The organism is Nocardioides pocheonensis (assembly GCF_003725535.1).
Lineage (GTDB): Bacteria > Actinomycetota > Actinomycetes > Propionibacteriales > Nocardioidaceae > Marmoricola > Marmoricola pocheonensis.
Genome location: NZ_RJSF01000003.1, coordinates 251506 through 263954 on the forward strand (window position 1 = coordinate 251506; position 12449 = coordinate 263954).

The 12449-nt window shown below is 71.3% G+C and carries 11 protein-coding genes; 9 read left to right on the forward strand and 2 right to left on the reverse strand.

The window, feature by feature from the left end:
- Positions 1-63: 63 nt before the first annotated feature.
- Positions 64-1554 carry an MFS transporter gene (locus EFL26_RS01690; protein ID WP_123221138.1) on the reverse strand — a complete coding sequence of 497 codons (1491 nt, stop codon included), beginning with the start codon at positions 1552-1554 and terminating at the stop codon, positions 64-66.
- A gap of 86 nt (positions 1555-1640) precedes the next feature.
- Here EFL26_RS01690 and EFL26_RS01695 point away from each other — a divergent pair, with 86 nt between their 5' ends.
- From EFL26_RS01695 to EFL26_RS01720, 6 genes are all read left to right on the forward strand, one after another.
- On the forward strand, positions 1641-2042 hold the full coding sequence (locus EFL26_RS01695; RefSeq protein ID WP_123221139.1) for a MarR family winged helix-turn-helix transcriptional regulator: 402 nt from the start codon (positions 1641-1643) through the stop codon (positions 2040-2042).
- Positions 2043-2087: 45 nt separating this feature from the next.
- Entirely contained in the window at positions 2088-2702 is a 615-nt protein-coding gene (locus EFL26_RS01700) for a TetR/AcrR family transcriptional regulator (RefSeq protein WP_183407982.1), read from the forward strand.
- A complete protein-coding gene (locus EFL26_RS01705) occupies positions 2702-4435 on the forward strand; it encodes an ABC transporter ATP-binding protein (protein WP_123221141.1) in 1734 nt (577 codons plus the stop codon). Before EFL26_RS01700 ends, EFL26_RS01705 begins: the two co-directional genes overlap by 1 nt.
- Positions 4432-6423, forward strand: coding sequence for an ABC transporter ATP-binding protein (locus tag EFL26_RS01710; RefSeq protein WP_123221142.1), 1992 nt, complete (start codon positions 4432-4434; stop codon positions 6421-6423). The genes EFL26_RS01705 and EFL26_RS01710 overlap by 4 nt, the downstream gene beginning before the upstream one ends.
- A 313-nt stretch (positions 6424-6736) precedes the next feature.
- Positions 6737-8329 carry an MDR family MFS transporter gene (locus EFL26_RS01715; protein WP_342773506.1) on the forward strand — a complete coding sequence of 531 codons (1593 nt, stop codon included), beginning with the start codon at positions 6737-6739 and terminating at the stop codon, positions 8327-8329.
- Positions 8326-8811, forward strand: a complete 486-nt coding sequence (locus EFL26_RS01720; protein WP_123221143.1) for a MarR family winged helix-turn-helix transcriptional regulator — start codon at positions 8326-8328, stop codon at positions 8809-8811. Before EFL26_RS01715 ends, EFL26_RS01720 begins: the two co-directional genes overlap by 4 nt.
- A gap of 4 nt (positions 8812-8815) precedes the next feature.
- Here EFL26_RS01720 and EFL26_RS01725 read toward each other — a convergent pair whose 3' ends face one another.
- Positions 8816-9466 carry an O-methyltransferase gene (locus tag EFL26_RS01725; protein ID WP_123221144.1) on the reverse strand — a complete coding sequence of 217 codons (651 nt, stop codon included), beginning with the start codon at positions 9464-9466 and terminating at the stop codon, positions 8816-8818.
- A 285-nt stretch (positions 9467-9751) separates the two neighbouring features.
- Here EFL26_RS01725 and sigE point away from each other — a divergent pair, with 285 nt between their 5' ends.
- From sigE to EFL26_RS01740, 3 genes are read left to right on the forward strand one after another with little or no spacing between them, the layout of a single operon-like run.
- A complete protein-coding gene (gene sigE / locus EFL26_RS01730) occupies positions 9752-10366 on the forward strand; it encodes an RNA polymerase sigma factor SigE (protein WP_123221222.1) in 615 nt (204 codons plus the stop codon).
- Positions 10367-10376: 10 nt separating this feature from the next.
- On the forward strand, positions 10377-10862 hold the full coding sequence (locus tag EFL26_RS01735; protein ID WP_183407983.1) for a zf-HC2 domain-containing protein: 486 nt from the start codon (positions 10377-10379) through the stop codon (positions 10860-10862).
- A gap of 4 nt (positions 10863-10866) precedes the next feature.
- Entirely contained in the window at positions 10867-12285 is a 1419-nt protein-coding gene (locus tag EFL26_RS01740; RefSeq protein ID WP_183407984.1) for a S1C family serine protease, read from the forward strand.
- The last annotated feature ends 164 nt before the right edge of the window (positions 12286-12449 follow it).

Below are 12449 nucleotides of genomic sequence, written 5' to 3' on the forward strand. Positions count from 1 at the left end.
GTCGGGAAATCCCACGCGAGAAGCGGCGAATTCACTACCCAAGTAGTGAATTCGCCGCGCCTGTCACGCTCGCGCCGCGGCCCGCCGCGCCACGACCAGCGTCACCAGCGAGGCCACCACGCCGACCGCGGTGATCCCGACGACGACCTGGAGACCCGACAGCATCCCGGGGATCAGGTGGTCGGGCCGGGCAGGACCCTGCGTGGCAGCCGCGCCGGCGAGGATCGCCGAGATCACCGCGAGCACCACCGCGCCGCCGAGCTGCACCGAGGTGTTGACCAGCCCGGAGGCCAGTCCCTGCTCGTGGTCGGCGACCCCCGCCGTGGCCTGGGCGTTGATCGAGGGGAAGGCGGTCGCGAAGCCGACGCCCAGCAGCAGCATGGTCGGGAGCAGCAGCGCGACGTACCCGAGGCCGGGGTCGACCCGCAGGAACAGCGTGTACGCCGCGAGGAAGGCCAGCATCCCGGTGGCGATGAGGGCCTGCGTGCTCACCCGCGCGAGCACCCGGTCCATGCGGGTCGAGCTGGCGATCACGAGCAGACCGGCGGGCAGGAACCCGAGCGCCATCGACAGCGGCGACCAGCCGAGCGAGTCCTGCAGGTAGAGCGTCACCAGGAACTGGAAGGCGAAGTAGCCGCCCGCCATCACCGCGCCGGAGACGTTGGCGTGCACCAGGTGCCACGACCGCAGGATGCCGAGCCGCACCAGCGGCGACGGGTGCCGCAGCTCGGTGACCACGAAGGTGGCACCGAGCACCACGGCCGCGGCCAGCAGGCCGAGCACGACGGCGCTGGCCCAGCCCTGGGTCGGTGCCTCGACCACCGCGACCACCAGAAGGAGCAGGGCCGCGGTGCTGGTCAGGGCGCCGGCGAGGTCGAAGTCCGCGAGCCGGGTCACGGACCGGACGGAGCGCGGCACGACCCGCAGGCCGGTGACCACCAGCAGGAGTGCCACCGGGCCCGGGAGGAGGAAGGTCGCCCGCCAACCGATCTCGGTGAGCAGGCCACCGAAGACGAGCCCGAGGGAGAAGCCACTGGCGCCGACGACGGTGTAGATGCTGAGCGCCTTGTTCCTCGCCGGCCCCTCGGCGAACGTCGTGGTGATGATCGAGAGCCCGGCGGGCACGGTGAAGGCGGCGGCCACGCCCTTGACGAACCGCAGCGCGATGATCGCCTCGGGACTGCTCAGCGTCGCGCTCACGACGGAGGCGAGGCCGAAGACGGCGACCGCGGTGAGGAAGACCTGGCGCCGGCCGAGGAGGTCGGCCGACCGGCCGCCGAGGAGCAGCAGCCCGCCGTACCCGAGCACGTAGCCGCTGACGATCCACTGCAGCGCGGCCGGCGACATCGCGAGGTCGGAGCCGATCGACGGGAGCGCGACGCCGACCATCGAGATGTCGAGACCGTCGAGGAACAGCGCACCGCACAGCACGACCAGCAGCAGCCAGGTCCGCGCGGCCCAGGGCTGGGCGGTGGACACGGTCGGTGCGGTCGCGGGGTTCGACGGGGGAGTCAGGTCGTGAGCGGGCTGCTCCGGGAGGAGGGTGGAAGTCATGCCCACGAGTCTTATGCATATGCATCTAATGCGCAAACATATTTTGCGTCTGCAACTTATGCAGACGCATGTGGTACCCTGACGCCATGGTGCGACGCAGCGACGACGATGCGCTCGCTGCCGACTGGCACCAGCTGATGGGCCGCTACCAGCGCCTGATGTGCGCCCTCGACCGGGAGCTGGCCTCACACGACCTGACGGCCAGCGAGTTCGAGGTGCTCCAGCAGCTCGAGCTCTCCGACGACTGCAGCCTGCGCATGTCCGCGCTCGCCGAGAGCGCCCACCTCACCCAGAGCGCGCTCTCCCGCCTCGTGTCGCGGCTCGAGCGCGACGGACTGCTCGAGCGCAAGGCGTGCGAGCAGGACCGCCGCTCCCAGTACGTCTCCCTCACGGCTGCCGGCCGCAGTCGGTACGCCGAGGCGCGGCCCACGCAGCGCAAGGTGCTCCGCGAGGAGGGCTCCGACTGCCTGGTCGGCCGAGCCGGCTGAGAAAACCAGTTGTGAGTGAGTGCTCACTCACTTACGGTGGACGACGTGACCGTCCGTGAGCGCGCTCGTCCCCTGCCCGCCGAGGAGCGGCGCGCGGCGATCCTGGCCGCCGCCCGCCCGCTCGTGCTGGAGCACGGTCGGGCGACGACGACCCGGTCGATCGCCGAGGCCGCCGGGATCGCCGAGGGCACGATCTTCCGGATCTTCCCGACCAAGGACGAACTCTTCGACGCGGTCATCGACCAGGAGTTCGACCCGGAGCCGTTCCTCGACGCGGTCGGCCGGATCGACCTCGACCAGCCGCTCGAGGATCGGCTGCTCGAGGCGGTCTCGCTGCTGCAGCGGCGCTTCGTGGGCATCTTCCGGCTGCTGATCGCGCTCGGCGTACGCCGGCCCCCGGACCGGCTCTCCGCGCCCGAGCTGCGCCAGCGACTGGCCAAGGAGGGCCTGGTGCGCCTCGTGGAGCCGGATGCCGCGCGCTTCCGGGTGCCGGCCGAGGACGTCGTGCACATGATCCGCCTGCTCACCTTCTCCGGCAGCCACCCGCACATCTCCGACCAGCGCCCACTGACCGCGGCCCAGATCGTCGACGTGGTCCTGCACGGCACCCTGCGCGCCGACGCCGCCACGGCGGCCACCGACCACCTGGAGGACGCCTGATGCTGATCCAGCTCATCCGCACCTACGTGAGCCCCTACCGCCCGTGGCTGCTGGCGATCGTCACGCTGCAGTTCATCGGCACGATGGGGATGCTCTACCTGCCCAGCCTGAACGCCGACATCATCGACAAGGGCGTGATCAACGGCGACACCGGCTACATCGTGCGCCACGGCGGCCTGATGCTGCTGGTCTCGCTCGTGCAGATCGGCTGCTCGATCGCGGCGGTGTGGTTCTCGGCGCGCACGTCGATGAGCTTCGGCCGCGACGTCCGGGCCGCGATCTTCCACCGGGTCGGCATGTTCTCGGCCCGTGAGGTGCAGCAGTTCGGGGCGCCGTCCCTGATCACCCGCGAGACCAACGACGTGCAGCAGGTGCAGATGCTGGTGCTGATGTCGGGCACGCTCATGGTGGCCGCGCCGATCATGATGGTCGGCGGCATCGTGATGGCCGTGCACGTCAACGTCGGGCTGTCCTGGCTCGTCGTGCTGGTGGTTCCGGTCCTCGCGATCTCGATCGGCCTGATCGTCTCGCGCATGGTGCCGAGCTTCCGGCTCATGCAGGAGCGCATCGACGAGGTCAACCGGCTGCTGCGCGAGCAGATCACGGGCGTCCGCGTGGTCCGCGCCTTCGTGCGGGAGAAGCACGAGACCGAGCGCTTCGAGCACGCCAACCGCGACCTCACCGACGTGTCGATCCGCGCCGGACGCTGGCTCGCGGGGATGTTCCCGACGGTGATGCTGGTCGCGAACGTCGCCTCCGTCGCCGTGCTCTGGTTCGGCGGCCACCGCGTCGAGAGCGGCGACATGCAGGTCGGCGAGCTGACCGCCTACCTCTCCTACCTGATGCAGATCGTCATGTCGGTGATGATGGGCACCTTCATGCTGATGATGGTCCCGCGCTCCACCGTGTGCGCGGACCGGATCGCGGAGGTGCTCCACACCGACACCTCGGTGGTCCCTGCGGCGCAGCCGGAGGGCGCGTTCCCGGAGCCCGGCACGATCCGGTTCGAGGACGTCGAGCTGACCTACCCGGGTGCCGACGTACCGGTGGTCCGCGACGCGTCGTTCGTGGCCTCGCCGGGGCAGACGGTCGCGATCATCGGCTCGACCGGCGCCGGCAAGACCACGATGCTCAACCTGGTGCCGCGCCTGTTCGACGTGACCGGCGGGCGGGTGCTGGTCGGCGGCATCGACGTACGCCGGGTCGACCCGGAGGTGCTCTGGTCGCGGCTCGGCCTGGTCCCGCAGAAGGCGTTCCTCTTCACGGGCACGGTCGCGAGCAACCTGCGCTACGGCAAGCCCGACGCGACCGAGGCCGAGATGTGGGACGCGCTCGAGATCGCGCAGGCCCGTGACTTCGTCGAGGCGATGCCCGACGGCCTCGAGTCCCGGATCGCCCAGGGCGGGTCCAACCTGAGCGGCGGGCAGCGACAGCGGCTCGCGATCGCCCGGGCGGTGATCCGGCGGCCGGAGATCTACCTGTTCGACGACTCGTTCTCCGCCCTCGACCTGGCGACCGACGCCCGGCTCCGGGCGGCGCTGCGCCCGGTGACCAGCGACGCGACCGTGGTGATCGTGGCCCAGCGGGTGTCGACGATCCGCGACGCCGACGTGATCCTCGTCGTCGAGGACGGCGAGATCGTCGGTCGCGGCACGCACGTCTCGCTGCTCGAGGACTGCCAGACCTACCAGGAGATCGTCGCGTCCCAGCTGAGCGCGGAGGAGGCCGCATGAGTGACAACCCGACACCTCCCGTGGCCGAGTCCGACCAGCTCAAGGAGACCGAGCGCGTCGAGGCGGGTCCGGGGCCGGGCCGCGGACCCTTCGGCGGCGGCATGGTCGCCCAGAAGGCCTCCCGCTTCGGTCCGTCCGCGCGCCGGCTGCTCGACCGGCTCCGCCCTGAGCGGGCGAAGGTCGGTGCCGTGGTCGGCCTCACCGTGGTCAGCGTGGTGCTGACCGCGATCGGACCCAGGATCCTCGGGAAGGCCACCGACCTGATCTTCTCCGGGCTCATCGGCGGCAGGCTGCCCGCCGGCATCACCAAGGCCCAGGCCGTCGCCGCGCTGCGGCAGCGAGGCGAGGACAAGGTGGCCTCGATGGTCGCCTCGATGGACGTCCACCCCGGTCAGACCGTCGACTTCGGCGCGGTCGGCCGGGTGCTGCTGATCGTGCTGGCCGTCTACGTCACGAGCGCGGCGCTCGCCTGGCTGGCGGGCTACCTGCTCAACGACGTCGTGCAGGGCACCGTGCTGCGGATGCGCGCCGAGGTGGAGGACAAGGTCAACCGGCTCCCGCTGAGCTACTTCGACAAGCAGCCCCGCGGCGAGCTGCTCAGCCGGGTCACCAACGACATCGACAACCTCAGCCAGTCGCTGCAGCAGACGATGAGCCAGCTGCTGACCTCCGTGCTGACCGTGCTCGCGGTGCTCGGCATGATGCTCTGGATCTCCCCGCTCCTCGCCCTGGTCGCGCTGATCTCGGTGCCGTTGTCGATGCTCCTGACCGGCACCGTGATGAAGCGGTCGCAGGGCATGTTCGTCCAGCAGTGGCGGCGTACCGGGCGGCTGAACGCGCACATCGAGGAGACCTTCTCCGGTCACGCCCTGGTCAAGGTCTTCGGCCGCCAGGCCGAGGCCGAGCGGGTGTTCGCCGAGGAGAACGACGAGCTCTTCAAGGCCTCGTTCGGGGCCCAGTTCGTCAGCGGCCTGATCATGCCGATCATGATGTTCATCGGGAACCTCAACTACGTCCTGGTGGCGGTCATCGGTGGCCTGCGGGTGGCGAGCGGCTCCCTCTCGCTCGGCGACGTGCAGGCGTTCATCCAGTACAGCCGGCAGTTCACCCAGCCGCTGAGCCAGGTCGCCTCGATGACGAACCTGCTCCAGTCCGGCGTCGCCTCCGCGGAGCGCGTCTTCGAGCTCCTCGACGCGCCCGAGGAGGAGGCGGACGGCGTCGGGCACGCGGCCACGGGCGACCGGCGCCGCGGCGAGGTGCGCTTCGAGCGGGTGACCTTCTCCTACGACCCGCAGAAGCCGCTGATCCGCGACCTGTCCCTGGTGGCCGAGCCCGGCCACACGGTGGCCATCGTCGGACCCACCGGCGCCGGCAAGACCACGCTGGTCAACCTGGTGATGCGCTTCTACGAGGTGGAGTCCGGCCGGATCACGCTCGACGGCGTGGACATCGCGTCGATGCCGCGCTCGGAGCTGCGGGCCCAGACCGGCATGGTGCTGCAGGACACGTGGCTCTTCGAGGGCACGATCCGCGACAACATCGCCTACGGGCGCCCGGACGCCACCGAGGAGCAGATCCTGTCGGCGGCGCGCGCGACCTTCGTCGACCGGTTCGTGCACTCGCTGCCCGACGGCTACGACACGGTGATCGACGAGGAGGGCTCGAACCTCTCGGCGGGCGAGCGCCAGCTCGTGACGATCGCACGCGCGTTCCTCTCCGACCCGGCGCTGCTCATCCTCGACGAGGCGACCTCGTCGGTCGACACGCGCACCGAGCTGCTGGTCCAGCACGCGATGGCCGCGCTGCGGTCGGACCGTACGTCGTTCGTGATCGCCCACCGGCTCTCCACGATCCGCGACGCCGACCTGATCCTGGTCATGGAGGACGGCGCCATCGTCGAGCAGGGCGCCCACGACCAGCTGCTCGAGGCGGAGGGCGCGTACGCGCGGCTCTACAACTCGCAGTTCGCCGCCCCGGTGGCCGGCTGAAACCCCGTTGTCCCGACGTGCGCGCCGACGTACCGTGGCCGCACACGGGAAAGGAGGTGGTCCACAGAATGCATGCTTCTAGGACACGTGAGGTGGCTGCGCGCTAGCGCTACCGCCCTCGTCGGCGTCGACGCGCTGACGAATCCGAACGCAGTCACCCGACCCGCAGGCGACCGGTCAGTCCTCCGGTTCCATCCCGCACCACGTGGGACGCCTGCGGGTCGCTGCGCGTCCGGGCAGCTGCACGCGGACTCCGGCGTGAGCGCGCTCACGAAAGTTGCATGTTCCAACTAATTGGTTGCATACTTCAACCATGAGTTCTTCCCTCCCCACGTCCACCGTGACCCCGCCGGCGACCCCGGCCGAGGCGTCCGGCCAGATGAGCCACCGCGAGATCCTCGAGGCGCTGAGCGGCCTCCTGCTCGCGATGTTCGTGGCGATGCTCTCCAGCACCGTGGTCTCCAACGCGCTCCCGCGGATCGTCACCGACCTCCACGGCAGCCAGTCCGGCTACACCTGGGTCGTCGTGGCGACCCTGCTGACGATGACGGCGAGCACCCCGGTCTGGGGCAAGCTGGCCGACCAGTTCGACAAGAAGATGCTGGTCCAGTCGGCCCTCGTCGTCTACGTGATCGGCTCGCTGATCGCCGCCACCGCTCCGTCCATGGGTGTGCTGATCGGCGCGCGCGCCGTCCAGGGCCTCGGGGTCGGCGGCCTGACCGCCCTGGTGCAGGTCGTGATCGCCTCGATGGTCACCCCGAGGGAGCGCGGCCGCTACTCCGGCTACCTCGGCGCGGTGTTCGCGCTGGCCACGGTGAGCGGTCCGTTGATCGGTGGGCTCCTGGTCGACGCCCCCGGGCTCGGGTGGCGCTCCTGCTTCTACGTCGGCATCCCGGTCGCCGTGGTCGCGTTCGTCGTGCTGCAGAAGACGCTGCACCTGCCCGTCGTACGCCGGGAGGTCCACATCGACTACCTCGGCGCCGGTCTCATCGTCTCCGGTGTCTCGGCGCTGCTGGTCTGGGTCTCCCTGGCCGGCAACGACTTCGCCTGGGTGTCGGGCACGAGTGCGGCGCTGGTCGCTCTCGGCGTCGTGCTGCTCGTCGCCGCCGTGTACGTCGAGATGCGGGTCGCCCTCGAGCCGGTGATCCCCACCCGCCTGTTCCGCGACCGGACCACCGCGCTGGCCACCTTCGCCAGCATCATGGTCGGGGTGGCGATGTTCGGCGCGACCGTCTACCTCTCGCAGTACTTCCAGATCGCCCGCGGCATGACCCCGACGCGGGCGGGCCTGATGTCGATCGCGATGGTCGGCGGGCTGCTGGTCTCCAGCATCGTCAGCGGTCGGCGGATCACGAGGACGGGCCGCTGGAAGCGCTACCTCGTCGGCGGCATGGTGCTGGTGGTCATCGGCCTCGTCCTGCTCAGCCGCATCGACGAGCAGACCCCGCTGGTCGTCGTGGGCGCGTTCATGGCGGTCGTCGGCGTCGGTCTGGGCGCGACCATGCAGAACCTCGTCCTCGCGGTGCAGAACAACACCGCGCAGGCGGACATGGGCTCCGCGAGCGCCGTCGTGGCGTTCTTCCGCTCGATGGGTGGATCGATCGGGGTCTCTGCGCTCGGCGCGGTGCTGAGCGCGCAGGTGTCCGACAAGGTGAGGAGCGGACTGACCGCGCTGCACATCTCCACCGACGGCCACCAGAGCCACCAGATCCCCGATCTGAAGAGCCTCCCGGCTCCTGTGCGGGACGTGTTCGAGCACGCCTTCGGCACCTCGACCGGCGAGCTGTTCCTCATCGCGGCGCCGTTCGCGCTGCTCGCGCTGGTGGCCGTGCTGTTCATCCGCGAGGTGCCGCTGCGCACCACGATCGAGCGGGCGGACGAGGTCGTCGGGGCGAGCGCCCGATGAGCCCCGCGGAGGCTCGTCGCCAGGCGGCGGTGCGCGAGCTGGAGCACGAGATCGGCACCCTGCTGAGGCGGGTCCGGCGGGGCCTGGCCGAGCGCGCGGTGGAGGTCCACCCCGAGCTCAACCCCACGTCGTACATGCTGCTGGTGACGCTGCGCGACCACGGTGCCCGCCGGGCGGCGGACCTCGCCGACCTGTTCGCGCTGGACAAGGGCTCCGTCAGCCGGGTGGTGCACCAGCTGGTCGGCCTCGGGCTGATCGCCCGCTCACCAGACCCGGCCGACGGCCGCGCGTCGATCCTCACGGTCACCGACGAGGCCGAGCGCCGGCTCGCCGCCGTCCGCGACGGCCGGCGGGAGCACTTCGACGACCGGCTGGCGTCGTGGGAGCCGGCCGACATCGAGGAGCTCACCGCGCGGCTCGGCCGGTTCAACGCGGCGCTGGCGGACCCCCAGCCGGTCGATCAGGTGGCGGTCGGCTCCTGACCGGTCAGGCCTCGGGCACCCAGGTCTTCTTCGCCAGCAGCAGGCCGTCGCCGACCGGCAGCAGCACCGGGACCAGCGTGTCGTCCTCGGCGACGATGCGGCCGAGCTCGCGGATCGCGATCGTGTCGGGGTCCCGCTGGGCGGGGTCGGCCACCCGGTCGTGCCACAACGCGTTGTCGAAGGCCACCACGCCGCCGGGGCGCAGCAGCCGCAGCGCCTCACTGAGGTACTCGGGGTACTCCTGCTTGTCGCCGTCGGCGAACACCAGGTCGTAGTGGCCGTCGGTGAGCCGGGGCAGCACCTCGAGCGCAGCACCCGGGATCAGCCGGGCCCGCTGCGAGGGGATGCCCGCCTCGGCGAAGGTCTCCTTGGCCAGCCGCTGGTGCTCCGCCTCGGTGTCGACCGAGGTGAGCACGCCGTCGGGGCGCATACCGCGCAGCATCCAGAGGCCCGAGACGCCCGTGCCGGTGCCGATCTCCACCACGGCCCGCGCGTCGAGGACCGACGCCAGGAAGCGCAGGGCCGCTCCAGCGCCGGGGCCGAGCGGCACCACGCCGACCTCCTCGGCGCGGGCGCGCGCGTTGGCGAGGATCGCGTCCTCGGCGACGTACTCCTCGGAATGCGTCCAGCTCGCGGGCTTGGGTGCGGTGACGATGACGGCCTCCTCGAGGGACGCGCGGGTCGGGCTGGCGGTCTGGCCGGCTGGCCTGGGGGGACTGTACCGCCGCGGCGCGGTCCGTCCGGGGAGCCCGGCCGGGGGACACGGGCCGAACCGGGCGGGAACACGACCAGCACTCGGCCCGTTGTGCTGGTGAGCGTCATTTGAGGGCCGGCGCTCAGTGCGGTCTCAGCGGGCTCTCAAGAACCGTTCCTAGCGTGGAGGTCACGAGAGCCGATGGTCCGGATCCCCGACCTGAGCCGCAGGAGCAAGGAGCACCCGATGAGCAAGCCGACGCCCGACCAGGCCGGTGCGGAGCAGGCTGCCGCCCACCCGGCCGACGGGGTGCCCTCCTGGGACCAGATCGTCGAGGACCACTCCGCTCGCGTCTACCGCCTCGCCTACCGGCTCACCGGCAACGCGCACGACGCCGAGGACCTCACCCAGGAGGTCTTCGTGCGGGTCTTCCGCTCGCTGCACACCTACACGCCCGGCACCTTCGAGGGCTGGCTGCACCGGATCACCACGAACCTCTTCCTCGACTCCGCCCGCCGCAAGAGCCGGATCCGCTTCGACGCCCTCCCCGACGACGCCGACAACCGGCTGCCCAGCCCGGTGGCGACGCCCGACGCGGCGTACCTGAACCAGACCTTCGACGCCGACGTCGAGTCGGCGCTCGCCTCGCTGTCGCCGGAGTTCCGCGCGGCCGTGGTGCTGTGCGACGTCGAGGGGCTCTCCTACGAGGAGATCGCCGACGTGCTCGACCTGAAGATGGGCACGGTCCGGTCTCGCATCCACCGTGGTCGCGCGATGCTGCGCTCGGCCCTGGCCCACCGAGCCCCGAAGGCCGGCCGGCTGCGCGTCGCCGGCCCCCTGCTCGCCGGACGCTCCGGGTGAGGGACACGCAGTGATCCTCAAGCTCCACGGGCACATCGGCTCGACCGCCTCCGCGCTGGTCGACGGTCAGCTGTCCCCCGAGGAGGAGGAGCGGGCCTGGAAGCACGTGCTCGGCTGCCCGGGCTGCCGTCGGCTCGTGGAGCGGGAGGGCTGGATCAAGCAGCGGCTGGCGGGTCTGGCAGCGCCGAGCGCGTTCGCACCGCCGCCGCGCCTGCTCGGCTCCCTGTACGACGTGGACGCCTGGGCGACCGTCGACGAGATCGAGCGCCGCTCGGTCCGTCGACGTGCCGCGAGCGTGCTGGTCGGTGCCGGCTCGGTGAGCCTGGCCGTGATGGCCGTGGTCGCCGTGACCTCCCCGCCGGCCGGACGCGGCGAGCTGCCGGGCGAGCGCGCCCCCGCGATGATCGGCAGCAAGACGGCCCCGGTGCGCGACAGCGCCGGCACCGGTGCGACCGCGGACGTCGAGAACGCCGCTTTCGGGGGTAGGACAAGATAGTCGCGTGACTGAGCGCGAGTACCCGGGTCCCGACGAGCAGGCGACCCACGAGCAGGGCACCCCTGGCGTGGAGCCGTCCGCTGGGTCCGCTGGGTCCGCGAGCGGTGCGACGGACGACTGGCCGACCGATGACACGACCGGCCTTCCCGAGACCGAGCCGACCCGGCCGTACGGTGCCAGCTTCGGGCAGGTCGACCCGAGCTGGCCGCAGCCCCAGGTCGCGCCCGCTCCCGCCGGCTACCCGGTGCCGGGACAGGCGCCCGCCGGCTACCCGGTCGACTACCCGGCCGAGTACCCGGCCGCCCCCTCGACCGAGACCGCGGCTCCGAGCGGCACCTCGCGGCTCCCCGGCTGGACCTGGCCGCTGATCAGCGTGCTCGCCCTCGTCCTCGGCCTCGCCGGCGGCGCGATCGCCGGCTCGCTCGTCAGCTCCGACCACGGGAGCAGCTCCGGCGGCGTGCTCTCGGTGCAGCGTCGTACGGCGGCGCCGCTGCCGGCCGACAGCAACAGCGTCGCGGCGGTGTCGGCGAAGGTGCTGCCGAGCACGGTCCAGATCATCGCCGAGTACAACGGCAAGGCCCAGGGCGCGACCGGCTCCGGTTTCGTCTTCGACAAGCAGGGCCACGTGATCACGAACAACCACGTCGTCGCCGAGGCGGCCGGGGACAACGGCCCGATCGAGGTGATCGACCACGACGGCCGCCACATGAAGGCCTCCGTGGTCGGGCGCAGCGCGGTCTACGACATCGCGGTGCTCGAGGTGAAGGGCGCCGAGACGCTGCCGCCCGCCGCGCTCGGTTCCGCGCAGCAGATGCGGGTGGGCGAGACCGTGGTGGCCTTCGGCTCGCCGCTGGGCCTGTCGGCGACCGTGACCAGCGGCATCATCAGCGCGGTGAACCGGCCGGTGACCACCGGTGACGGCAGCGACTCCTCCTACATCAACGCCGTGCAGACCGACGCAGCGATCAACCCGGGCAACTCGGGCGGGCCGCTGGTCAACCTCCAGGGCGAGGTGATCGGCGTGAACTCCGCGATCGCCTCGCTGGGAAGCTCGGTCACCTCCGACCAGGGCGGGAACATCGGCGTCGGCTTCGCGATCCCGATCGAGCAGGTCCTGGTCACCACCGACCAGATCCTGCGCACCGGGCACGCCGAGTACCCGATCATCGGCGCCAACGTCCGTGGCACGCAGAAGCTCGACGGCGCCACCGTCGAGAGCATCGCGGCGGGCAGCCCGGCCAGCAAGACCGAGCTCAAGGTCGGCGACGTGATCGTGAAGGTCGACGGCAAGCCGGTCACCGGCTCGAGCGACGTCGTCGTCGCGGTCCGCGCCCACCAGCCCGGCGAGAGCGTCGAGCTCACCGTCAAGCGCGGCAGCAAGACCCTGGAGATCACGGTCGGGCTGATCGGCAAGACTGGCTGAGGGTTCCGCCTGCGGGGGCTGTTTGCGCCTTCGGCTCGGGTTTTCGCGGTCGGGTGGTTGAGGTGCGAGCGCCAGCGAGCCTCGAAACCCCGGCGCCTGCGGCGGGCTTCGTGTCACCGGGTCTGGGTGTGTGCCGAGCGGATGTGGGGGTGGCCGGTGCCGGG